General features: G+C 68.6%; 24 protein-coding genes. 21 read left to right on the top strand and 3 right to left on the bottom strand.

Going from position 1 to position 22,071, the window contains the following annotated elements; translation table 11 throughout:
* Positions 1 to 121 precede the first annotated feature (121 nt).
* From ACQW02_RS22280 to ACQW02_RS22230, 11 genes are all read left to right on the top strand, one after another.
* Positions 122 to 985, top strand: a complete 864-nt coding sequence (locus tag ACQW02_RS22280; RefSeq protein WP_431282102.1) for a DMT family transporter — start codon at positions 122 to 124, stop codon at positions 983 to 985.
* A 73-nt stretch (positions 986 to 1,058) separates the two neighbouring features.
* Positions 1,059 to 1,763, top strand: coding sequence for a class I SAM-dependent methyltransferase (locus tag ACQW02_RS22275; RefSeq protein ID WP_431282101.1), 705 nt, complete (start codon positions 1,059 to 1,061; stop codon positions 1,761 to 1,763).
* Between the two features lie 320 nt (positions 1,764 to 2,083).
* Entirely contained in the window at positions 2,084 to 2,881 is a 798-nt protein-coding gene (gene coxB / locus ACQW02_RS22270; protein WP_431282100.1) for a cytochrome c oxidase subunit II, read from the top strand.
* Positions 2,882 to 2,895: 14 nt separating this feature from the next.
* Positions 2,896 to 4,503, top strand: a complete 1,608-nt coding sequence (ctaD, locus tag ACQW02_RS22265; RefSeq protein WP_431282099.1) for a cytochrome c oxidase subunit I — start codon at positions 2,896 to 2,898, stop codon at positions 4,501 to 4,503.
* Positions 4,504 to 4,525: 22 nt separating this feature from the next.
* On the top strand, positions 4,526 to 5,479 hold the full coding sequence (locus ACQW02_RS22260) for a heme o synthase (RefSeq protein ID WP_431282098.1): 954 nt from the start codon (positions 4,526 to 4,528) through the stop codon (positions 5,477 to 5,479).
* On the top strand, positions 5,479 to 5,628 hold the full coding sequence (locus tag ACQW02_RS22255) for a hypothetical protein (protein WP_431282097.1): 150 nt from the start codon (positions 5,479 to 5,481) through the stop codon (positions 5,626 to 5,628). Before ACQW02_RS22260 ends, ACQW02_RS22255 begins: the two co-directional genes overlap by 1 nt.
* Positions 5,629 to 5,651: 23 nt before the next feature.
* Positions 5,652 to 6,263, top strand: coding sequence for a cytochrome c oxidase assembly protein (locus tag ACQW02_RS22250; RefSeq protein WP_431282096.1), 612 nt, complete (start codon positions 5,652 to 5,654; stop codon positions 6,261 to 6,263).
* A 103-nt stretch (positions 6,264 to 6,366) separates the two neighbouring features.
* Positions 6,367 to 7,224, top strand: coding sequence for a cytochrome c oxidase subunit 3 (locus ACQW02_RS22245; RefSeq protein WP_431282095.1), 858 nt, complete (start codon positions 6,367 to 6,369; stop codon positions 7,222 to 7,224).
* Positions 7,225 to 7,292: 68 nt separating this feature from the next.
* On the top strand, positions 7,293 to 7,610 hold the full coding sequence (locus tag ACQW02_RS22240; protein WP_431285957.1) for a DUF983 domain-containing protein: 318 nt from the start codon (positions 7,293 to 7,295) through the stop codon (positions 7,608 to 7,610).
* On the top strand, positions 7,607 to 8,299 hold the full coding sequence (locus tag ACQW02_RS22235; RefSeq protein ID WP_431282094.1) for an SURF1 family protein: 693 nt from the start codon (positions 7,607 to 7,609) through the stop codon (positions 8,297 to 8,299). Before ACQW02_RS22240 ends, ACQW02_RS22235 begins: the two co-directional genes overlap by 4 nt.
* A 4-nt stretch (positions 8,300 to 8,303) precedes the next feature.
* Positions 8,304 to 9,788, top strand: coding sequence for a carboxypeptidase M32 (locus ACQW02_RS22230; protein WP_431282093.1), 1,485 nt, complete (start codon positions 8,304 to 8,306; stop codon positions 9,786 to 9,788).
* On the opposite strand, the gene ACQW02_RS22225 is transcribed toward ACQW02_RS22230, so the two are convergent.
* Both ACQW02_RS22225 and ACQW02_RS22220 read right to left on the bottom strand, forming a co-directional pair.
* Complete coding sequence (locus ACQW02_RS22225) at positions 9,785 to 10,753, bottom strand: DUF808 domain-containing protein (protein WP_431282092.1); 969 nt, start codon at positions 10,751 to 10,753, stop codon at positions 9,785 to 9,787. The two genes, ACQW02_RS22230 and ACQW02_RS22225, sit on opposite strands and share 4 nt — an antisense overlap.
* Before the next feature lie 51 nt (positions 10,754 to 10,804).
* Positions 10,805 to 11,938, bottom strand: coding sequence for a hypothetical protein (locus tag ACQW02_RS22220; RefSeq protein ID WP_431282091.1), 1,134 nt, complete (start codon positions 11,936 to 11,938; stop codon positions 10,805 to 10,807).
* 66 nt (positions 11,939 to 12,004) lie between these two features.
* On the opposite strand from ACQW02_RS22220, the gene thrC reads away from it, so the two are divergent.
* The 4 genes from thrC to ACQW02_RS22200 are packed head-to-tail and all read left to right on the top strand — an operon-like array spanning position 12,005 to position 16,885.
* Positions 12,005 to 13,405: a threonine synthase gene (gene thrC, locus ACQW02_RS22215; RefSeq protein WP_431282090.1), complete on the top strand. Its 1,401-nt coding sequence runs from the start codon at positions 12,005 to 12,007 to the stop codon at positions 13,403 to 13,405.
* Positions 13,406 to 13,419: 14 nt separating this feature from the next.
* Positions 13,420 to 14,685: a M16 family metallopeptidase gene (locus ACQW02_RS22210; protein WP_431282089.1), complete on the top strand. Its 1,266-nt coding sequence runs from the start codon at positions 13,420 to 13,422 to the stop codon at positions 14,683 to 14,685.
* Positions 14,682 to 16,010: a TldD/PmbA family protein gene (locus tag ACQW02_RS22205; protein ID WP_431282088.1), complete on the top strand. Its 1,329-nt coding sequence runs from the start codon at positions 14,682 to 14,684 to the stop codon at positions 16,008 to 16,010. Before ACQW02_RS22210 ends, ACQW02_RS22205 begins: the two co-directional genes overlap by 4 nt.
* Positions 16,007 to 16,885, top strand: coding sequence for an alpha/beta fold hydrolase (locus tag ACQW02_RS22200; protein ID WP_431282087.1), 879 nt, complete (start codon positions 16,007 to 16,009; stop codon positions 16,883 to 16,885). Before ACQW02_RS22205 ends, ACQW02_RS22200 begins: the two co-directional genes overlap by 4 nt.
* Here ACQW02_RS22200 and ACQW02_RS22195 read toward each other — a convergent pair.
* Positions 16,869 to 17,984, bottom strand: coding sequence for a CaiB/BaiF CoA transferase family protein (locus ACQW02_RS22195; RefSeq protein WP_431282086.1), 1,116 nt, complete (start codon positions 17,982 to 17,984; stop codon positions 16,869 to 16,871). The two genes, ACQW02_RS22200 and ACQW02_RS22195, sit on opposite strands and share 17 nt — an antisense overlap.
* Positions 17,985 to 18,104: 120 nt before the next feature.
* Here ACQW02_RS22195 and ACQW02_RS22190 point away from each other — a divergent pair, with 120 nt between their 5' ends.
* The 6 genes from ACQW02_RS22190 to ACQW02_RS22165 all read left to right on the top strand — a co-directional run bounded on the left by ACQW02_RS22190 (position 18,105) and on the right by ACQW02_RS22165 (position 22,067).
* On the top strand, positions 18,105 to 18,476 hold the full coding sequence (locus ACQW02_RS22190; RefSeq protein ID WP_431282085.1) for a hypothetical protein: 372 nt from the start codon (positions 18,105 to 18,107) through the stop codon (positions 18,474 to 18,476).
* Positions 18,477 to 18,711: 235 nt separating this feature from the next.
* A complete protein-coding gene (locus tag ACQW02_RS22185; RefSeq protein WP_431282084.1) occupies positions 18,712 to 19,461 on the top strand; it encodes a YebC/PmpR family DNA-binding transcriptional regulator in 750 nt (249 codons plus the stop codon).
* On the top strand, positions 19,458 to 19,988 hold the full coding sequence (gene ruvC, locus ACQW02_RS22180) for a crossover junction endodeoxyribonuclease RuvC (protein ID WP_431285956.1): 531 nt from the start codon (positions 19,458 to 19,460) through the stop codon (positions 19,986 to 19,988). Before ACQW02_RS22185 ends, ruvC begins: the two co-directional genes overlap by 4 nt.
* Entirely contained in the window at positions 19,985 to 20,611 is a 627-nt protein-coding gene (ruvA, locus tag ACQW02_RS22175; protein WP_431282083.1) for a Holliday junction branch migration protein RuvA, read from the top strand. Before ruvC ends, ruvA begins: the two co-directional genes overlap by 4 nt.
* A complete protein-coding gene (gene ruvB, locus ACQW02_RS22170; RefSeq protein WP_431282082.1) occupies positions 20,608 to 21,639 on the top strand; it encodes a Holliday junction branch migration DNA helicase RuvB in 1,032 nt (343 codons plus the stop codon). Before ruvA ends, ruvB begins: the two co-directional genes overlap by 4 nt.
* Positions 21,636 to 22,067, top strand: coding sequence for a YbgC/FadM family acyl-CoA thioesterase (locus ACQW02_RS22165; RefSeq protein WP_431282081.1), 432 nt, complete (start codon positions 21,636 to 21,638; stop codon positions 22,065 to 22,067). The genes ruvB and ACQW02_RS22165 overlap by 4 nt, the downstream gene beginning before the upstream one ends.
* Positions 22,068 to 22,071 lie beyond the last annotated feature (4 nt).

Below are 22,071 nucleotides of genomic sequence, written 5' to 3'. Positions count from 1 at the left end.
CTTTCGCAGCAGCCTCGGCATGGTTGGACTGGCGCGCTTGGACTGGCACGGGGGGCGGGATGCGAGGTGTCGGGGAAAGCAGGGGCGCCAGGCCCGATGTGCCAGGCCCGGGGCGCGCGGGGTGACGGCATCACTGCGCGGGGTGGCCCTGCAACTCGCCGCCTTGGCGCTGTTCGTGGCCATGGACACGGCCATCAAGCTGCTGACCACGGTCCTGCCGGTGCCGCAGATCATGTTCGGGCGCTTCCTGTTTCATGTCATCGTCGTGGCGCTGGCGATCCGGATCGCCACGGGGGGGCTGCCCTGGCGGTCCAAGGCACCCGTGCTGCAGACGTTGCGAAGCGCCTGCCTGTTCGGCGCGAATTTCCTGTTTTCCAGTGCCTTGGCCCATATCCCCTTGGCGGATGCGACGGCGGTCTCCTTCGTCGCGCCTGCGCTGACCGTGGCCCTGGCGGCCCTGGTGCTGCACGAAAAGGTGGGACCGCTGCGCTGGGCCGGGGTGGCGCTGGGCTTCGTGGGGGTGCTGGTTGCCCTGCGCCCGCCCTTCCTGACCGGTGAGGCCGCGCCGCATTGGGCGACCCTGCTGCCACTGGGGTCGGCGGCTATTTTCGCGGCCTACCAGATCCTGACGCGGCGGCTGGCCACCGTGGATGACACCCGGACCACGGTCCTGCACACATCATTTGCCGCGCTCTGCATGACCACCGTCTGGCAGCCCTTCATCTGGACGCCGGCGCCGGGCTGGGTCTGGGGGGCTTTTCTGCTGCTGGGCCTGTTGGGCGGGGCCGGGCACTACCTTCTGGTGCTTGCCTATATGCGTGCGCCGGCCAGCCTGCTGGGGCCGCTGCACTACACCCAATTGGTCTGGGCGACCGTCGCTGGGGCGTTGGTTTTCGCCGAATGGCCGGATGGATGGACCCTGGCCGGGGCCGTCATCATCGCCGCTGGCGGGGTGCTGGTAGCCATTCCCCGACGGCGGGGCTGAAGCCCGAAAGCGTATCCGGGCTTGCTTTGACCGGTCGCATGCTGTTCATCGCATCATCAACCAAGGTCACGGCATGTCGATCACTACGCCGCAAGGCCCCATTACTCCTGCCCATCCGCGCGCAGCACTCGACGCCGACTCGGTGCGAGACGCCTATCGGCGCTGGGCCGGGGTCTACGATACCGTGTTTGGGGGTGTTTCCGCATTCGGCCGGCGTCGTGCCGTGGCCGCGGTCAACCGCCTGCCGGGGACGGCGGTGCTGGAGGTCGGGGTCGGCACCGGCCTGGCCCTGCCGCGCTACGACCGGACCAAGCGGGTGACCGGCATCGACCTGTCGCGGGAGATGTTGGAAAAAGCCCGCGAACGCACCGCGGCGGAACATCTGACCCATGTCGATGCGCTGCTGGAGATGGACGCCGAGGCGATGGATTTCGCCGATGCATCCTTTGATATCGCGGTCGCCATGTTCACCGCCAGCGTGGTGCCGGACGCCAAGCGCTTGTTCGCCGAAATGCGGCGCGTGGTGCGGCCCGGCGGGCGGCTGCTGTTCGTGAACCATTTCGCCGCCGAGAACGGGCCGCGGTGGTGGATCGAACGGGCCATGGCGCCCTTGTCGCGCACGCTTGGCTGGCATCCGGATTTCGCGCTGCACGACCTGCTGGACCCGAAGTCGCCGTCGGTCGAAACGATCCAGTCGGTGCCGCCGGCGGGCCTGTTCACCCTGGTGCAGGTGCTGAACGATGGCCTGGACGCCTCCGCCCCCGCCCTGGCTGCCTGACATAGGTTCGGGGCCGGCGTCTTGCGGCCTGGCCGGTCGAGGTCATGTGTCCGGGCGGCTTGTGCGGTGCGGCAGGCCAAGCCTATAGGTCCCGTGGCGGTCACGGCCTTTTGGCGGGGGCTTTGGCCGGCTGGACACGGTGTGTGGCCAGTCGTTTTTATCCAGCGCGCGACGCCCCTGGCGCTGCGGTGCGAAGGCAGGATCGGCGGATGCGGTTTTCAGGCATGAAGCGCGGGCTCACTGGCCTCACGGCCGTTCTTTTCCTGGCGGCACTCCCGTTGTTCCTGAGCGTAGGCGCGCTCGCGGCGGAAGGGGGCCCGATGCTGGGCGCCCCGCATGCCTGGGGGATGGGCCTGCAGCAGGCCGGTGGCGTGCTGAAGGAAGTCATCCACGATTTCAACCAGATGGTCTTCTGGATCATTGTCGTGATCACGATCTTTGTCGCGGCCCTGCTGGGTTGGTGCATGTGGCGCTACCGCGCCGCGGTGAACCCGGTGCCGTCGCAGACCAGCCACAACACGATCCTGGAAGTGGCCTGGACGGTCGTGCCGGTGCTGATCCTGATCGTGATCGCCATCCCGTCCTTCCGCCTGATCTATTTCGCGGACCAGCCGCGTGAGGCCGACCTGACGATCAACGTGCAGGGACGGCAGTGGTACTGGCACTACCAGTATCCGGACAACGGCAACTTCAGCTTCGATTCCTATCCGATCGCGGATTCCGACCTGCAGCCGGGCCAGTTGCGCAATCTGGCGGTGGACAACCCCCTGGTGGTGCCCGTCGGCGCGGCCGTGCGGGTGATCACCACCGGGCATGACGTGATCCATTCCTTCTTCGTGCCGTCGCTGGGTGTCCAAAAATACACGATCCCCGGCCGCGCGCTGGAGACCTGGTTCCAGGCCGATCGCGAAGGCACCTTCTACGGCCAGTGCAACCAGATTTGCGGCACCAACCACTGGTTCATGCCGATCGCCGTGCGGGCCGTGCCGCGGGCGGAATACGATGCCTGGGTGGCGCAGGCGCGCACGCGCTTCGCACAAGGCCAGGGGCCGGGCTGGCCCGCGGGTGACCTGCCGCAGGCGGTCGCCTCGGTCGCCGCCCCCGCCCCCCAGAACTGATCAAATAAGGACGGATGGACATGGCTGACGCCGCCCACGCTCCCCACGACCACGACGCGCACCACGATCACGCGCCCGGCTTCGTGTCCCGTTGGTTCTTCTCGACCAACCACAAGGACATCGGCACGCTCTACATCATCTTCTCTCTGGTCGCGGCGATCGTGGGCATCGGCCTGTCGCTGCTGATGCGGATCGAGTTGATGTCGCCTGGCTTGCAGATCTTCTCCAGCGGGCAGATGTGGAACGCCTATGTCTCGGCTCACGGGCTGATCATGGTGTTCTTCGTGATCATGCCGGCGCTGATCGGTGGCTTCGGCAACTGGTTCGTGCCGATCATGATCGGCGCGCCGGACATGGCCTTCCCGCGCCTGAACAATATTTCGTTCTGGCTGCTGGTCCCGGCCTTCATGCTGCTGGGCGGTTCGCTGTTCGTCGGCGGTGGCGCCGGTGCTGGCTGGACGATCTATCCGCCGCTGTCGGACGACACCTACCAATCCGGCCCCGCCATGGACATGGCGCTGTTCGCGCTGCACCTGGCCGGCGCTTCGTCGATCCTGGGTGCCGCCAACTTCATCACGACCATCTTCAACATGCGCGCGCCGGGGATGACCCTGCACAAGATGCCGCTGTTCGTCTGGTCGATGCTGGTCACCGCCTTCCTGCTGCTGCTGGCCGTGCCGGTGCTGGGTGGCGCGATCACCATGCTGATCACCGACCGCAATTTTGGGACCGCCTTCTTCGACCCGGCGGGTGGCGGCGATCCGGTGCTGTTCCAGCATCTGTTCTGGTTCTTCGGGCACCCTGAAGTCTACATCATGATCCTGCCGGGCTTCGGCATCGTCAGCCACGTGATCTCGACCTTCTGCAAGAAGCCGGTGTTCGGTTATCTCGGCATGGCCTACGCCATGGTGGCGATCGGCGTGGTCGGCTTCGTGGTCTGGGCGCACCACATGTTCACCTCCGGCATCAGCGTCGACACGCGCGCCTACTTCATGGCGGCGACGATGGTCATCGCCGTGCCGACGGGCATCAAGATTTTCTCCTGGATCGCCACCATGTGGGGTGGTTCGATGGAGCTGAAGACGCCGATGCTCTTCGCCATCGGCTTCGTCTTCCTGTTCACCGTGGGTGGCGTTACCGGCGTGGTGCTGGCCAATGCCGGCATCGATACCGTGCTGCACAACACCTATTACGTGGTGGCGCACTTCCACTACGTGCTCAGCCTGGGCGCGGTCTTCACGATCTACTGCGGGTTCTACTACTGGATCGGCAAGATGAGCGGCCGGCAGTACCCGGAGTTCTGGGGCAAGCTGCACTTCTGGCTGACCTTCGTCGGCGTGAACCTGACCTTCTTCCCGATGCACTTCCTGGGTAACCAGGGCATGCCGCGCCGCTACCCGGATTATCCGGATGCCTTGTCGGGCTGGAACATGGTCGTGTCGCTCGGGTCCTATATCTCGGTCGCGTCCTTCGTGATGTTCTTCTATGTGATCTACCTGACGTTCCGTAAGGGTGAGGTCGCGGTGGCCAACCCCTGGGGCACCGGCGCGACCACGCTGGAATGGCAGGTCGCCAGCCCGCCGCCCTTCCACACCTTTGAAGAACTGCCCCGTATTCGGTGAGCTGCCCATTGGGGGAGAGACCATGAGTGACATGAGTTACGACGCGGGGGGGGCTTCGGCCCCCCTTGATCTTTCGGCCTCCGTCGACCTGTCCGAGGTGCGGGACTGGTTCGCGCTGCTGAAGCCGCGCGTCATGTTGCTGGTGGTGTTCACCGGGGTCGTCGGCATGGCGCTGGCGCCGGGCGACCTGCACCCGGTCCTCGCCGCGGTCGCCATCCTGTGCATCGCCGTCGCGGCGGGGGCCGCCGGTGCGATCAACATGTGGTACGATCGCGATATAGACGCGCTGATGCGCCGCACCGTGCGCCGGCCGATCCCGGGCGGGCGGATCGCGCCGCGGGCCGCGCTGTCCTTCGGCATCTTCCTGTCCATCGCCTCGGTCGCGCTGATGGGGCTTGCCACCAACTTGGTGGCGGCGGGCATGCTGGCCGCGTCGATCGGGTTCTACGTGTTTGTCTATACGATGTGGCTGAAGCGCCGGACGCCGCAGAACATCGTCATCGGCGGCGCCGCCGGCGCCTTTCCGCCGATCATCGGCTGGGCCGCGGTCACCGGCGGCATCGCCCTGCCGCCGCTGGTGATGTTCCTGATCGTCTTCCTCTGGACCCCGCCGCATTTCTGGGCGCTGAGCCTTTGGGCCCATGGCGATTATGCGCGCGCCGGCGTGCCGATGTTGCCCGTGGTGGCGGGGCCGCGTGAAACCCGCCGGCAGATCCTGATCTATGCCACCGTGCTGGTGCCGGTCGGCATGGCGCCCTGGTTCCTGGGCTTCGCCAGCGTCTGGTATGGCGTGGCCTCGGCGGCCATCGGCTTGTGGTTCCTGCACGCCTGCTGGCGCGTCTTCACCGATGCGCAGGATGAGGCCGGCCGCAGCCTGACCAATGACGCCCCGGCGCGCTGGGCCTTTCGCGTGTCCCTGATGCATCTCGCGGGACTTTTCGCCTGCCTCGCGGTCGACCACTGGATTTTCGGCTGATGGCCTACGAGATCGTTCCCATGACGCCCGAGGAAAAGGCCGCCTTCATCCGCCGTCGCCGGGCGCGCAATTTTGCGTTGTTCGGCGCGCTGATGGCACTGGTGGTGATCTTCTTCTTCGTCGCGATCGCCCGCATGTCCCAGCACTGAGCACGGGTAGTGAGCACAGGCCGATGACCCCCGAAGACCTCAAGCGCCGCAATCGCCGGACCGGCATCGCCGCCTTCGGCTTCGTCGCCTTCATGGTCGGCGTGTCCTTCGCCGCCGTGCCGCTCTACGACCTGTTCTGCCGTATGACCGGCTACAACGGCACCCCGATGATCTATTCGGAGGCCGCGCCGGGCGGGCGCGACGGCACCGCCATGACGGTGCGCTTCAACGCCACTGTGCATCCCGGCCTGCCGTGGGATTTTGCTCCGGAGCAGGCCCAGGTGGTCTTGCGCCTGGGCGAGGAAGGCATGGGCTTCTACTCGGCCCGCAACCTGTCCGATGGCCCGGTCGAGGGCGTCAGCACGTATAACGTGACGCCCGAGGTGGTCGGCCGCTATTTCCACAAGGTCGCCTGTTTCTGCTTCGAGGCGCAGACCCTGGCCGCCGGCCAGGAAGCGCAGATGCCCCTGGCCTTCTGGATCGACCCGAAGATCGCCGAGGACCCGAATACCCGCGGGATTCGCACCATCACCGTCTCCTATACCTTCTACCGCAGCCTGGCCGATGCCGAGCGGGCCGGGGCGCTGGCCAATGCCGGGGCCCATGTCGGTCGTGGAAACAGCGTAACCCGGTAGATTGCTGCGCCGCGAAGGCTTGATCCGCGGCGCCGTTTCGGGGATTGATGCCCCCGGAAGACGGCGCCCCTGTTCGCGCCGCCACGCGCGCAAGGCATATTCCATGGCCAGCACACCGATGATGGTGGCGACGGGGGACGAGGCACCCCCGCCGCACAAGCACCCCTACCATCTTGTCGATCCCTCGCCCTGGCCTTTGCTCGCGGCCTTCGCCGCGGCGACCATGCTGTTCGGCATCATCATGTGGGCGCATTACTCGATCCACTGGATTTTCTTCACCGGGCTGCTGGGCGTGCTCGCCTGCATGTTCGTCTGGTGGCGCGACGTGGTGCGCGAAAGCCGTACGCCCGGGCTGCACACGCCGATCGTCCGCATCGGGCTGCGCTACGGCATGTCGCTGTTCATCGCGTCGGAAGTGATGTTCTTCGTGGCCTTCTTCTGGGCCTATTTCCACTTCGCGCTGTTCCCGGAACACGTGTCGGGTGCGACCGAATACATCTGGCCGCCGAAGGGCGTGCTGACCTTCGACCCGTTCAGCCTGCCGTTCCTGAACACCATGATCCTGCTGCTGTCGGGCGTGACAGTGACCTGGGCGCACCAGGCGCTGCTCGACAACAACCGCAAGGACCTGTTGCAGGCGCTTGGCATCACCGTGTTGCTCGGCCTCTCCTTCAGCTTCTTCCAGGCCTATGAGTATGCCGAGGCGCCCTTCGCGTTCCATGGCGGCGGCATCTATCCCTCGACCTTCTTCTTGGCGACTGGCTTCCACGGGTTCCATGTGATCGTCGGCACCATCTTCCTGGCGGTCTGTTGGTTCCGCGCCAGGGCGAACCACTTCACCCCGCAGCGCCACTTCGGCTTCGAAGCCGCCGCCTGGTACTGGCACTTCGTGGACGTGGTCTGGTTGTTCCTGTTCATCTGCATCTACTGGTGGGGCGTGGGCGAAATCGCCCACCACTGATGCCTGCCTCGCCAGAACGGCCAGATGCGGCCCCGTCCCCAGTCGGGGGCGGGGCCGCCTTGTTTCCGGTGGCCCTGCTGGGCCGCTGCCCGCGTTGCGGCCAGGGCAGGTTGTTCCAGGGCCTGCTGGACCTGCGCCCGGCCTGCGCCGCCTGCGGGCTGGACCTGCGCGCCCATGACGCGGGCGATGGCCCGGCCGTGGCCGCGATCTTCGTGATCGGCGCGGCTGCGATGCTGGGGGCCTTCCTCGTCGAGTTCCGGCTGCAACCGCCGCTGTGGGTCCATGCGGTCTTATGGCCGGTGCTGATGCTGCCGGCCGCCGTCGTGACCATGCGCATCGCCAAGGCGCTGCTGGTGGCGCTGCATTACCGCCACCGGTCGGCATGACGCGCCGTCGCGGCCCGGCCTGGCTGGTCGCCGTGGTGGCGCTGCCGGTGCTGGTGGCGCTGCTGGGCCTGGGCTGGTGGCAGTTGCAGCGGATGCACTGGAAGAACGGCCTGGTCGCCGCGATCGCCGCGTCCGAACAGGCGCCGCCGGTCCCGCTGGACGACCCGCCGCGCCCCTATGTGAAGGTGATCGTCGAGGGCCGCTTCCGCCATGACCTGGAATCCTTCCTGAAACTGGAGGTCCGCGGCCCTGTGCTGGGCGCCCAACTGGTCGTGCCGCTGGAGCGGGAGGGCGCGCCCCCCATCCTGGTCGATCGTGGCTGGGTGCCGCTCGATCGCCGCGACAGCCCGATCTTCCATCCCCCGGGCGTGGTCAGCGTCACCGGCTGGGTGCACCCTGGCGAGCGCCCGGGGATGTTTGCCGCCGAGGATGATCCGGTCGGGCGCCGCTTCTACACCTTCGACCCGCCGGCGATCGGGGCGGCACTGGGCCTGCCTTCGGTCGCGCCCTATGCCATCGTCGCCCTGGGCGGCGCCGCGCCGATGCTGCCTGATCCCGCCCGCAGCTTGCCGCGCCCATCGAACAACCACCTGGGCTATGTCATCACATGGTGGGGCCTGGCGGGCGCCTTGCTGGGGGTGCTCGGCGTGCTTGCCTGGCGCCGACGCCGCACCGCCCCAAAGGAGTAGAGCCATGCCATCGGCCGCCTACAACCGCCTGAAGGCGTGTTTTGCCCGCATCGCCACCCTGGGCGAATGCCAGGCGATGCTGGGCTGGGACGCCAGTGCGATGATGCCGCCGGGCGGGGCCGCGGCGCGGGCCGACCAGATGGCGATGCTGTCGGGGATGGCGCATGACATGCTGATCGCCCCCGCGGTCGCCGAGGACTTGTTGCTGGCCGATGCCGAGGGCGAGTGGGACAGCGCCAACTTGGCCCTGATGCAGCGCGCCCATGCCCGCGCCACCGCCCTGCCGACCCGCCTGGTCGAAGCCACCAGCCGCGCCAATAGCGCGTGTGAAAAAATCTGGCGCGAGGCCCGCCGCCTGTCCGACTTCCCCATGGTCCGCCCGGCGCTGACCGAGGTCGTGCGCCTGCAACGAGAGGTCGCCCAGGCGCTGTCGGCGGCAACCGGGCTCGACCCCTATGACGCGCTGATGGATGGCTACCAGCGCGGCGTGACGGCCGCGGACGTGGAGCCGATCTTTGCCGATTACGAGGCCTTCCTGGCCGAGGCCCTGCCGCGGGCCGAGGCCTTGCAGGCCAGCCGCCCGGCGCCGTTGGAGCAGCCCGGACCCTTCCCGATCGCCGCCCAGCGCGCCTTGTGCCGGGCGATGTCGGCCCGCATCGGGCTGGACTACGACCACGCGCGGCTGGACGAAAGCGCGCATCCCTTCAGCGGCGGCACGCCGACCGATGTGCGCATCACCACGCGCTACAACGAGGATGGCTATGCCCAGGCGCTGCTGGGCGTGCTGCATGAAACCGGCCATGCGCTGTATGAGCGCGGCCTGCCGGAGGCCTGGGCGCGGCAGCCGGTAGGCGAATCCGCCGGCATGGCGGCGCATGAATCCCAGTCGCTGATCGTCGAGATGCAGGCCGCCCGCACCGATGCCTTTTTGGGCTACCTCGGCCCCGTGCTGCAATCGTCCTTCGGCGGGCCGGCCGCGGCCTATGCCCCGGACAACCTGGCCCGGTCCTTCCGCCGGGTGCAGCGCGGCTTCATCCGGGTTGATGCGGATGAGATGACCTACCCCGCGCATGTCATCCTGCGGTTCCGGCTGGAACGCGCGCTGATCGCCGGCAGCCTGGCCGTCGCTGATCTGCCGGAGGCGTGGAATGCCGGGTTCCAGGCGCTGATGGGCATGAATCCGCCGGATGATGCGCGCGGTTGTTTGCAGGACATCCACTGGCACGACGGGGCGTTTGGCTACTTCCCCTCCTATACCCTGGGTGCCATGGCCGCGGCGCAGTTGATGGCGGCGGCCCGGCGCGATGTTCCGGGGCTGGAGGCCGCCCTGGCCCTGGGCGACATGGCGCCGCTACTGGGCTGGCTGCGGACCCATGTGCATGGCCAGGGGGCGCGGTTGGGGTTCCAGGACTTGTTGCTGGCGGCGACGGGCAAGCCGCTCGACCCCAAGGATTTCGAGGCGCATCTGCACAGCCGCTACCTAGTTTAGGCCGGCTTCCTTACGGCGCGCAGCACGGGCACCAGCCCGCGATGCACAATGGGCACCAGCGCGGCACCAACCACAAGCCCGACGATGGCAGCGCCCAAGGCCGTGACGAACCATTCCACCGCCCCGCCGATCGCCGGCAGCGCGTCCCGCGCGACCACCGCAGCCCCGTGGATCGCATGGGCGGGGCCGCCCAGGCCGAATTCCTCCAGCCCATGCAGGATGATCCCGCCGCCGACCCAGGCCATGGCGGCCGTGCCGATGATGCTGAGCAGTTTGAGGAAGGGAGGCATGGCCAGCACCAGGCCGCGTCCGATGGGCCGCGCCGCGCCACCAAACGGACCGCCGTTGCGCGCCAGCATGACCCCCACATCATCCGCCTTCACGATCAGCGCGACGGCGCCATAGACGATCACGGTGATGCCGATGCCGACCACGGCCAGGATCGCCGCCTGGGTGATGAAGGAGGAGGTCGGGATCGTCGCCAGGGCGATGGCCATGATCTCGGCTGACAGGATGAAATCCGTGCTGATCGCGCTGCGGATCTTTGCATCCTCCAGCGCCTGGGGGGTGGTCGCCACGGCGGCGATGGGGGTGGCTTCGGCTTCGTGCGGCCAGATGGCCTCGATGATCTTCTCGGCGCCCTCGTAGCAGAGGTAGGCGCCGCCCAGCATCAGCAGCGGGGTGATCGCCCAGGGGGCGAAGAAACTCAGCGCCAGCGCGGCGGGCAGCAGGAACAGCAGCTTGTTGCGCAGCGACCCGATGGCGATGCGGCGCACGATGGGCAATTCGCGGTCGGCGGCAAAGCCGACCACATAGCGGGGCGTGACGGCGGCATCGTCGATGACCACACCCGCCGCCTTGGCGCCGGCTTTTGTCGCCTGGGCGGCCACGTCGTCCAGCGACGCGGCGGCGACCTTGGCCAGGCCCACGATGTCGTCCAGCAGTGCGATCAGGCCAGTGCTCAAGGGCTTTTTCCCATCGAATGTGACGGTAAGGTTGATAACACGTAACCCGGACTATGGCCCTGGCACAGTTGTGTAGAGGCGCCGCAGTTTTTCCCGGAACGCCGGCCCGTTCTTGGCCAGCGTGCCGGCCACAGGGTCAACGCCGGGGATAAGCGTGTCGGACGCTTCCTCGGAAAACGCCCGGACGAAGGCGACCCGTTCATCCCGCGCCGCCCCCACATCCCCGCCCCGCGCCAGGACTGCCCCGGCGATGACCCCATCCTCCACCGCCTGCGTCGCCCCCTGGCCCAGCGTCGGCACCATCGCCTGCGCCGCATCCCCAAGCAGCAGCGCGCGCCCGCCGGCCGCGTTCCGCAGCATCGGGATGGTCGCGGATCGCGCCCAGTGGATGTCGTCGAACAGGCGGTCGATCGCGGCCAGCATCCAGGCGACGGCCGGGCAGGGGGCGGCCGAGGGCGGGGTGAAAAGGGCGGCCTGGTAGGCGCGGGTGCGGGCGTCCTGTTCCGTCAGCGGATAGGTCCCGGCGACATAGACGGCGCCTCCGGGCACCCGGAACGCCAGCAGCCTGGCATTGCCCTGGAACCACTGCCCATAGTCATTGAAGGGGCAATCGGCCGCATCATTCACCAGCAACCGCCAGACGCCGACGCCGAGCAGACTTCCCTCGGGCTCACCGGACGTGAGCGCCCGCAGCCGCGAATACCGCCCGTCGCCGCCAACCAGCAGGTCGTAGCCGCCATGGCGGACCAGCGCCCCACCAGCGCGGAATACCGGGACAAGCCGCCCGGCGGCGTCTTCCTCGATCGCCTCCAGCGCGTGCCCATGTCGCGTGCAACCGGCCACCGGTTCGCGCAGCAGGCGATAGAGTTCCGCCCAGCGGATGCGGATGCCGGGTTCCTCGGCGACCTCCAGCATGTCCAGGTCCAGCAACCGGGTGCCGTCGGTCAAATCCACCTGCCAGCGGCGCCATGCCAGGCTGGCGGCGCGCAGGGCCGCGTGGCGGGCCGGCAGATGCAGCCGCAACGCCTTGGCCGCATTCGGACCCAGGTTCAGCCCGGTGCCGGATTCGGCCTGTTCGCCCAGGGCGCTCCGCTCGAACGCATCGACGCGAAAGCCGGGGAGGGGGAGGAGGCTCTCCGCGAGCAGGCTGCCCGCGACGCCGGTACCGATGATGCCAATACGCATGGGATGGAGTGAGCAAGCCCCGGGCCGCTTTGCAACCCGGGCGGCCACCGCCTAGGAATGGCCCCCATGCGATACATCTCCACCCGCGGCCAGGCCGCGCCACGCGGTTTCGAGGGCGTTCTGCTCGCCGGCCTGGCCGAAGACGGCGGCCTGTTTGTCCCCGAAACCTGGCCGACCCTGTCCCCCGCCGAATGGCGCGCCCTGCGCGGCCTGCCCTATGCCGAACTGGCTGCCCGCATCCTGACGCCCTTCGTCGGCGATGCGGTGGCCGAGGCCGATCTGCGGCGCATGTGCGACGAGGCCTACGGCAGTTTCGCCCACCCGGCGACCACGCCGCTGGTGCAGATCGCGCCGAATACCTTTGCGCTGGAGCTGTTCCATGGCCCGACCCTGGCGTTCAAGGACGTGGCGCTGCAACTGCTCGGGCGCCTGTTCGACCATGTGCTGGCCAAGCGCGGCGAACGCATCACCATCGTCGGCGCCACATCCGGCGACACCGGCTCGGCCGCCATCGAGGCCTGCCGCGACCGCGCTGCCATCGACATCACCATCCTGCATCCACGCGGCCGCACCAGCGACGTGCAGCGCCGCCAGATGACCACGGTGTTGTCGCCCAACGTCCGCAACATCGCGGTCGAGGGCGATTTCGACACCTGCCAGGACCTGGTGAAGGCGATGTTCGCCGATACCCCCTTCCGCACCGACATGCGGCTGGCGGCGGTGAATTCGATCAACTGGGCGCGGATCGCGGCGCAAATTCCCTACTACGCCTATGCCGCGCTGAATCTGGGCGCGCCGGACCGGGCGGTGGCGCTGGCCGTGCCGACCGGCAATTTCGGCAATGTGCTGGCGGCCTGGGCGGTGCGGCGGATGGGGCTGCCGGTGGAGCGGCTGATCGTCGCCTCCAACCGCAACGACATTTTGACGCGCTTCTTCGCCGGCAACGACATGTCGATGCGCGCCGTCGAGCCTTCGCTGTCGCCAAGCATGGACATCGCTGTCAGCAGCAATTTTGAACGGGTCTTGCACGATGCCCTCGGCCGCGACGGTGCGGCGACCGACCAGGCCATGCAGCGCTTCCGCGCCACCGGGCACATGCCGGTGCCGGATGCCGCCTGGGCCGAGATGAAGAACCTGTTCCACGGGTTTTCGCTGGATGACGCCGGCACCGTTGCCGAAATCAACCGCTTGTGGCGGGACGCCGGCTACCTGGCCGACCCCCACACCGCCTGCGGCACGGCTGCCGCCGCGGCCCTGGCGCCCTCCGGCATCCCGGTCATCGTCGCCGCCACGGCCCATCCGGCAAAATTCCCCGATGCGGTGGAACGCGCGACCGGCATCCGCCCCCCGCTGCCAAGGCACCTTGCCGACCTATATGAAAGGCCGGAACGCTTCGACGTCCTGCCCGCTGACCTTGCCACCATCGAAGCCGCCGTGCGGAGCCATGCGCTCCGCAACGCGGCCTGAAGGATCTTTCCCACATGTCCGACGCCGTCCGCGTCACCACGCTGCCCAATGGGCTGACCATCGTCTCCGAGCACATGCCGCGGGTCGAAACCGTGTCCATCGGCGCCTATGTCGCCGCCGGTACGCGGAATGAGGATGCGTCGGAGAACGGCGTTTCCCACTTCCTGGAACACATGGCCTTCAAGGGCACCGCCAAGCGCGACGCCGCCGCCATTGCGCGCGACATGGAAGACGTGGGCGGCCATCTGAACGCCTATACCGCCCGCGAAAACACCGCCTATTACGCCAAGGTGTTGAAGGAGGACCTGCCCCTCGCGGCCGATATCCTCGGCGACATCCTGACGCATTCGACCTTCGAGCCGGAGGAGGTGGAGCGTGAGCGCGGCGTGATCCTGCAGGAGATCGGCCAGGCGAACGACACGCCGGACGACATCGTGTTCGACCACTTCCAGTCCACCGCCTATCCCGACCAGCCGATGGGCCGCCCGACCTTGGGCACGGACACGCTGATCAAGGCGATGACCCGCGACACGCTGACCGGCTACATGCGCACGCATTACGGCGCCAAGCGTATGGTCGTGGCGGCCGCCGGCGCGCTGGACCACGACCGCCTGGTCGAACTCGTCGCCAAGCATTTTGCCGACCTGCCCGAAGCCGCCCCCCCGCCGGCCGCCCCCGGCGCCTATCTGGGCGGCGAGTTCCGCGAGGCGCGGGACCTGGACCAGGTGCATATCGTGCTGGGCTTCCCAGGTGCTGCCGTCGCATCGCCCGGGCATTACCCGTCGATGCTGCTGTCCACGATCCTGGGCGGCGGCATGTCGTCGCGGCTGTTCCAGGAAATCCGGGAAAAGCGCGGGCTGGTCTACGCCATCTCCTGCTTCGCCCAGCCGTTCCGCGATTCCGGAATGCTGGCGGTCTACGCCGGCACGGGTGAGGAAGAGGCCAAGGAACTGATGCCCGTGGCCCTGCACGAGTTGCGCCGCGTGCAGCACGACGTGACCGAAGCGGAACTGAACCGCGCCAAGGCCCAGTTGCGCGCCAGCGTGATGATGAGCCTGGAATCCACCGGCAGCCGCTGCGAACAACTGGCCCGCCAGTTGCAGGTCCATGGCCGCGTGATCCCCGCCGAGGAGACCAAGCAGAAGATCGCGGCCGTGACCCTCGCGCAGATCGCCGAGGCCGCGGCCTTCGCCTTCCGTGGCCCGCCGACCCTGGCGGTGCTCGGCCCGGCCGCGAATGTGCCGGGCGTCGCCGAAATCGCGGCGCAGTTGGCGGCATGAGTAACCACCTCGACACGCTCGACCACCTGCTGCGCGCCGCGCGCGCGGCGGGGGCAGATGCCGCCGACGCGCTGTTCGTCAACGGCGCATCGCTGTCGGTGCAGCGGCGCCTGGGCCAGATGGAGCAGGTCGAGCGCGCCGAGGGGCAGGATATAGGCCTGCGCGTGTTTGTCGGTCGCCGCAGTGCGATCGTGTCCACGACCGACCCGACGCCCACCGGCTTTGCCGAGCTGGCCGAACGCGCCGTCGCCATGGCGCGCGTCGTGCCGGAGGATCCCTTCGGTGGGTTGCCGGACCGCGCGGCGGGCACGATCCCGGTGCTGGACCTCTGCGACAATGAGGAACCCGAGGTCGCGGCCCTGCTCGCCCGCTGTGCCGCCGCCGAGGATGCGGCGCTGGCGGTCAAGGGCGTGACCAATACCGAGGGCGCCGACGCCAGTTGGTCCCGCACCCACATCGCCCTGGCCGCCACCAACGGCTTTGCCGGCGAATACATGCGCGCATCGCATTCCATCTCGGTCACCGCCCTGGCGGGGTCGGGCACCGGGATGGAGCGGGACTACGACTATGCCTCGGCGACGCATCTGGCCGATCTGGAGGATGCGGCGGGGCTTGGGCGTCTGGCCGCTGAACAGGCGGTGGCACGGTTGAACCCGGGGCGGCCGGACACGGCGACCTTGCCGATCGTCTATTCGCCGCGTGTCGCAAGCAGCCTGCTGGGGCATCTGACATCGGCGATCAACGGCGCATCGGTGGCGCGCGGGACGTCCTTCCTGCGCGACCGGATGGGCGAACGGGTGCTGGCGGCGGGGCTGGTCGTGCGCGACGACGCGACACGGCCGCGCGGCTTGCGATCCCGTCCCTTCGATGGTGAGGGCGTTCCGGCCAGCGCCCGCGCGCTGGTCGAAGATGGCGTGCTGAAAACCTGGGTGCTGGACACGCGCAGCGCGCGGCAACTGGGCCTTGCCACCACCGGCCATGCGGCGCGCGGCGTGTCCTCGCCGCCGTCGCCCAGCACGACAAACCTGTGGCTTGAGCCTGGCATCCTGTCGCCGGAATCGCTGATGTCCGACATCACTTTGGGCATCTACGTCACCGAGTTGATCGGCATGGGCGTGAATGGCGTGACCGGCGACTACAGCCGCGGCGCCGCGGGCTTCATGATCCGCAATGGGGTGCTGGCCGAAGCGGTCAGCGGCTTCACCATCGCCGGCAATCTGACCGACATCTTTGCCCGTATGGTGCCGGCCAACGACCTGCGCTTCCGGCGCGGGACCGACAGCCCGACGGTGCGGGTGGATGGAATGACGGTCGCGGGCGGATGAAGCAGCGGCGCGTCACAGCGGGGGTGCTGGACGTCGGCTATCTTGAGGCGGGCGACCCCGACGGGCCGCCGGTCATCCTGCTGCACGGCTTTCCCTACGACGTGCATGCCTTCACCGATGTCGCGGGTTTGCTGCCGGGGCATCGGGTCCTGATGCCCTGGCTGCGCGGCTATGGCCCGACATGCTTCCTGTCCGACGCCACGCCCAGGTCCGGTCAGCAAGCGGTGCTGGCGCAGGATCTGGTCGATTTCATGGACGCGCTGGCGATCCCACGTGCGGTGCTCGGCGGCTACGACTGGGGTGGGCGTGCGGCCTGCATCGTCGCGGCCCTGTGGCCGGAGCGGGTTGTGGGGCTGGTGACCGGCGGCGGGTACAACATCCAGGACATCGCCGCCGCGGCGCGGCCGGCGCCGCCGGAAAATGAGTATCGCCACTGGTACCAATACTACCTGCATGGCGAACGCGGCCGCGCCGGGCTGACGCAGAACCGCGATGCCTTCTGCCGTTTGCTGTGGCGCCTATGGTCGCCGGAATGGGCGTTCGGCGACGCGACCTATGCCGAGACTGCGGCGTCATTCGCGAATCCGGATTTTGTCGCGGTCGTCGTGCATTCCTATCGCCATCGCTACGGCCTGGTGCCCGGCGATCCGGCGGTTGAGGCGATCGAGGCACGGCTCGCCCGCCGCCCCGTCATCGGCGTGCCCACCATCTCGCTGGAAGGCGGCGCCGATGGGGTTTCCGCGCCGGGGGGGACGGCCGCCGGCGATCCGCGGTTTGGCGACCTGCGCGCCTGCCATGTGCTGCCCGGCATTGGCCACAACCTGCCGCAGGAAGCCCCGGCCGCCTTCGCCGCGGCCATCAGGGCGCTTGGCTAAGCACCTCCGCCGTGTGTTCGCCCAGGCGCGGTGCCGGTCCCAAACTGGCCGGAAGCCCCGGCAGGACCGGAAACGGCACCGCGCCAAGTGCCCCCTGCAGGCTGGCGGGCGCCGCACCCACCGCCACCACATGCGGATCGGCCAGCCAATCATTGGGCGAATTCACCGGGCAGGACATGAGGCGCGCCGCCTGGAGCGCCGCCAGCCATTCATCGCGGCCACGCGTGGCGAAGGCCGCGCGGACCAGCGGCACCAGCACCGCCGCCTGTTCGGATCGCTTGGCAAACGTGTCGAAGCGGGGCTGCATCGCCAGGCCCAGCACCTCGCATAGGGTCACGAACTCCGGGTCGCGCACGAGGGTCACCATCAGCCAGTGCCCGTCGCTGCCCTGGTAGCAGCCGGCCGGCACGTTCGGCACGCCGGGCGGGTGCCCCAGCAGCGCGCTTTCCCCGATCTGCGACGCCAGCAGCATCGCCGTCCCACCGAGCAATGACAGGTCCAGCACCCGCCGGCGTGGCGGCCGCCCCGCCGCGCGGTCCTGCAACCGCGCGGCCAGCGCGGCCTGCACCGCCGAAAACGCCGCGACGCCCGTGAAGACGTCGGTCACGAAAGGCCCGGTCTTGTGCGGAATGCCATCCGCCCCGGTATTCAACGCCGCCAGCCCGCCAAAGGCCTGGGCGACGGAATCGGTGCAGGGGCGTTCGGCATAGGGTCCGGTCTGCCCAAAGCCCGAGATCGACAGGCAGACCGCATCGGGACCGGTATCCTCCGGCCCCAGCCCCAGGCGGGCCGCGACGCCGGGGCGGAAACTCTCGATCAGCACATCGGCCCGCGCCGCCAGGGCTTTGGCCGCCGCACGGCCGGCGGGGTCTTTCAGGTCCAGCACGATGCCGCGCTTGCCGCGGTTCCAGGTGGCGTGCAGGACGCTCTCGCTGCCCTGGCGCACGGACAGGCCGCGCGACCAATCGCCCTCCGGCGGTTCCAGTTTCACGACATCCGCCCCAGTGGCGGCCAGCATCATGCCGCAGCAGGGGCCGGCGACGCCCTGGCCGGCGTCGAGGACGAAAAGCCCGGCATAGGGGCGGTCGGGTTCGGTCATCTACGTTGCCTCATGTTTTGCCGGCATCGTGACCGCCCGCGCGCCTTTGGGAAGCCCCGCGCGCTGGTTCCCGGCACGGCGGATGCTAGGTTGATGGTCCAGCCGCCTGGGAACAGCCTCATGTCCGTCCCCTCGATCCCCCCGCCCAAGCCGCAACTGCCCCCGAACTGGCAGGCCCAGCAGGCCAATGCCCCCGCCGGTTCGCTGCCCGGCAATCCAGGGCTGGTGCTTGGCATCCTGTCCATTGTCTGTGGCTTGATGGGCTTCGTGCCCTTGATCGGCATCGTGACCTGCGTGCTGGGCGTGGTGGCGGGGATCATGGGCCTCAATCGCGCGCGCGGGGCGGCGAGCCAGGCGGGCACGATCACGTCGGTGATCGGCTTGGTGCTATCGGCCTTCACGGTTTTGATGTGGATCATCGGGATGCTGTTCCTGGGGGGCTTCCTGGCGATCCTGGGCAGCGTCGTCGGTGGTGCCGCGATGATGAAGTAAGGCAACCCGGGGCGGGGCTGCGGCGTTTGGCCCGTATCGCAACCCCTGGGAGAGTCTTCCGATGAAATCCATTGCCCTCTGGTTCCTCGGCGTCCCCGTCGTGGTCATCATCATCCTGAACCTGACCGGCATTCTTTGAGGCGTTTCGCCCAGCCGGCGCCCCTGCTATCCCCCCGATCATCAGAATGACGCGCGAATCGGGTTTTTGGCCGACGCGCCATGTCGGGGGGCGCCCATGGCCGGGCATTCGCAGTTCAAGAACATCATGCACCGCAAGGGCGCGCAGGACGCACGGCGTGCGCGCGCCTTTGCCAAGCTGATCCGGGAAATCACGGTCTCCGCCCGGACGGGCCTGCCGGACCCCGCGGCCAACCCGCGCCTGCGCGCGGCGGTGCAGGCCGCGCGCGTCGCCAACATGACGCGCGACACGGTGGACCGCGCCATCAAGCGCGCCGCCGCCCCCGGTCCCGGTGAGGATTATGTGGAGGTCCGCTACGAGGGCTACGGCCCCTATGGCGTCGCCATTATCATCGAAACCCTGACCGACAACCGCAATCGCTCCGCCGCGGACCTGCGGTCGATGCTGAGCAAGGCGGGCGGCGCGATGGGCGAGACAAATAGTGTCGCCTTCCAGTTCGAACATCTGGGTGTGGTCCGCTATCCCGCCGGCGCCGCCACGCCCGATGCCATGCTGGACGCGGCGATCGACGCCGGGGCCGCCGATGTCGAAAGCACCGAGGACGGGCACGAAATCCGCACGGCGATGGAAGACCTCTTTGCCGTTCGCGACGCGCTGGAAACCCATTTCGGCCCGGCCGAAAGCGCCAAGCTGGAATGGCGCCCCAATGCGACCATCGAGTTGGACGAGGATCGCGCCCGCGACATCCTGAAACTGATCGACGCGCTGGACGAACATGATGACGTGCAGACGGTCTACGCGAATTTCGACGTGCCGGAGGCCGTGATGCAGCGGCTATCCGCCTGAACGCCGCGCCCCCGCGCCGGTCTGTCCTGGTCCTGGGCCTCGACCCCGGGCTGCGCCATACCGGCTGGGGGCTGATCGAGAGCGACGGCAGCCGGCTGCGCCATCTTGGCGATGGCGTCGTGTCCACGATCGACACGGATGAGATGGCGACCCGCCTGCGCACCCTGCACGACGGGCTGGCGAAACTGCTGGCCGAATTGCGGCCGGATGAGGCGGCGGTCGAACACACCTACATGAACAAGAACCCGCAATCGGCCATCAAGCTCGGCATGGCGCGCGGCGTGGTGCTGCTGGCGCCGGCGCTGACCGGCATCCCGGTCGCCGAATACCAGGCGATGGAGGTCAAGCGTTCGGTCGTCGGGCATGGCCACGCCGATAAGATCCAAGTGCAGGACATGGTCCGGCGCCTGCTGCCGGGGGCGGTGCTGAAGCGCGCGGATGCGGCGGATGCGCTGGCCGTGGCGATCTGCCACGCGCATCACCGGTCCAGCCGGGTGGCGCTGGCGCGGGGCTATGTGCCGGCATGATCGCGATGCTGACCGGCCGTGTCGCCAGCACCGACGACACCGCGGCGGTAATCGACGTGGGCGGCGTGGGCTATTTGGTGTCGTGCTCCGCCCGGACGCTCGATGTTTGCCGCTCGGCGAGTGGCATCCTGACCTTGCTGGTGGAAACCCAGGTGCGGCAGGACGCGATCGTGCTGCACGGGTTTTCAGATGCGGCCGAACGCGAGGCCTTTCGCGCGCTGATCGAGGTGAAGACCGTCGGCCCGCAGAAGGCGCTGGTCGTGCTGTCCGGCCTGTCGGCGCCGGATCTGGCCCGCGCCATTGCCTTCAAGGACCGCAAGCGGCTGTCCGCCATTAAGGGCCTGGGGGCCGCCACGGCCAATCGCATCGTCGATGAGCCGGCGATGCAGAAATGGGCCGTGGGCCGCGCGACGCCGGAGGCCGATGGCCCGCCCCTGCCGCCCGCCGCCCTGCCCGGCGAACCGCAGGGGGTGCAGGCCGAGGCCGTCTCCGCCCTGGTCAACCTGGGATTCCGGCGGCCCGAGGCGATGGTCGCGGTGGGCAATGCCGCGCGCCGCATGGATGACGACCCGGCCCTGGGCGCGCTGATCACCGACGCCCTCAAGACCCTGGCCCCGCGATGAGCGAGCGTGTCATCAGCGCCGCCCGTGCCGAGGAGGATGCCGCCGAGGGCGCGCTGCGCCCGCAGACCCTGGCCGATTTCACCGGCCAGAAAGCCGCGCGGGAAAACCTGGCAGTCTTCATCCAGGCCGCAAAAACCCGCAACGAGGCGCTGGACCACGTCCTGCTCCATGGCCCGCCCGGCCTCGGCAAAACCACGCTGGCGCAGATCGTGGCGCGGGAGATGGGCGTGGGGTTCCGGGCCACCTCTGGCCCCGTGCTGCAACGGGCGGGCGACCTGGCCGCGATCCTGACCAATCTCCAGCCGCGCGACGTGTTGTTCGTGGATGAGATCCATCGCCTGCAGCCGGCGATCGAGGAAACCCTCTATCCCGCGATGGAGGATTTCCAGCTCGACCTGATCATCGGGGAAGGGCCTGCGGCGCGCACCGTGCGGATCGACCTGCCGCCCTTTACCCTGGTGGGCGCCACCACCCGCGCTGGGCTGTTGGCCACGCCCTTGCGCGACAGGTTCGGCATTCCTCTGCGCTTGCAGTTCTACACGCCGGAAGAATTGTTTCGGATCGTGCGGCGCGGCGCCGAAAAACTGCTGTTCGACCTGTCGGAAGACGGCGCGACCGAAATCGCCAAGCGCGCCCGCGGCACCCCGCGCATCGCCGGCCGCCTGCTGCGGCGGGTGCGCGATTTCGCCCTGGTCGAGGAGAAAGCCGCGAGCCGCGCCATGGTCGATGACGCGCTGACACGGCTTGAGGTGGATCGCCTGGGCTTGGACGCCATGGACCGGCGCTACCTGCGCCGGATGGCCGAACACCATGGCGGCGGCCCGGTCGGGGTCGAAACCCTGGCTGCGGCCCTGGCCGAAGGCCGCGATACGATCGAGGAGGTGATCGAGCCCTACCTCATGCAGGAAGGGCTGATCCTGCGCACCCCGCGCGGCCGGATGTTGGGGGAGCCCGGGTGGCGGCACCTCGGCATGACCCCGCCGGCGGGGTTCGCGATCCAGCCCTTGTTGTTGGACGGTTTGGAATGAGCGGGGTCCATCGCTTCCCGCTGCGGGTCTATTTCGAGGACACCGACGCCGGCGGAATCGCATACCACGCCCGCTATTTGCACTGGGCCGAGCGGGCGCGGACCGAATCCTTGCGGGACATAGGCTTGCCGCACAGCCTTCTTATCGAACGTCACAATTCGTTCCTCGTGGTGCGGCGCGTCAATGTGCTTTATGAGCGGCCGGCCCGGCTTGATCAGGCGCTGGTCGTGGAAACGAGTGTCCGCAAGCTGGGCGGCGTTTCCATCGACCTGGTGCAGGACGTGCTGGACCAGGAGAGCGGGGCGCGGCTTGCGCGCCTCGACGTCGGGCTTGTCTGCGTCCGGGCGGACGGGCTGCGACCAACACCCATCCCGGAACCCTGGCGGTCGGCGCTGCGCGCCGGCGTTTCGCCAGGCGCATTGGTTTAGGAGA

It is taken from the genome of Humitalea sp. 24SJ18S-53 (genome assembly GCF_050632385.1).
In the GTDB taxonomy this organism is placed as follows: Bacteria; Pseudomonadota; Alphaproteobacteria; order Acetobacterales; family Acetobacteraceae; genus Humitalea.
The sequence above is the reverse complement of the archived record's forward strand: the minus strand, read 5'-3'. Positions and strand labels throughout refer to the sequence as shown.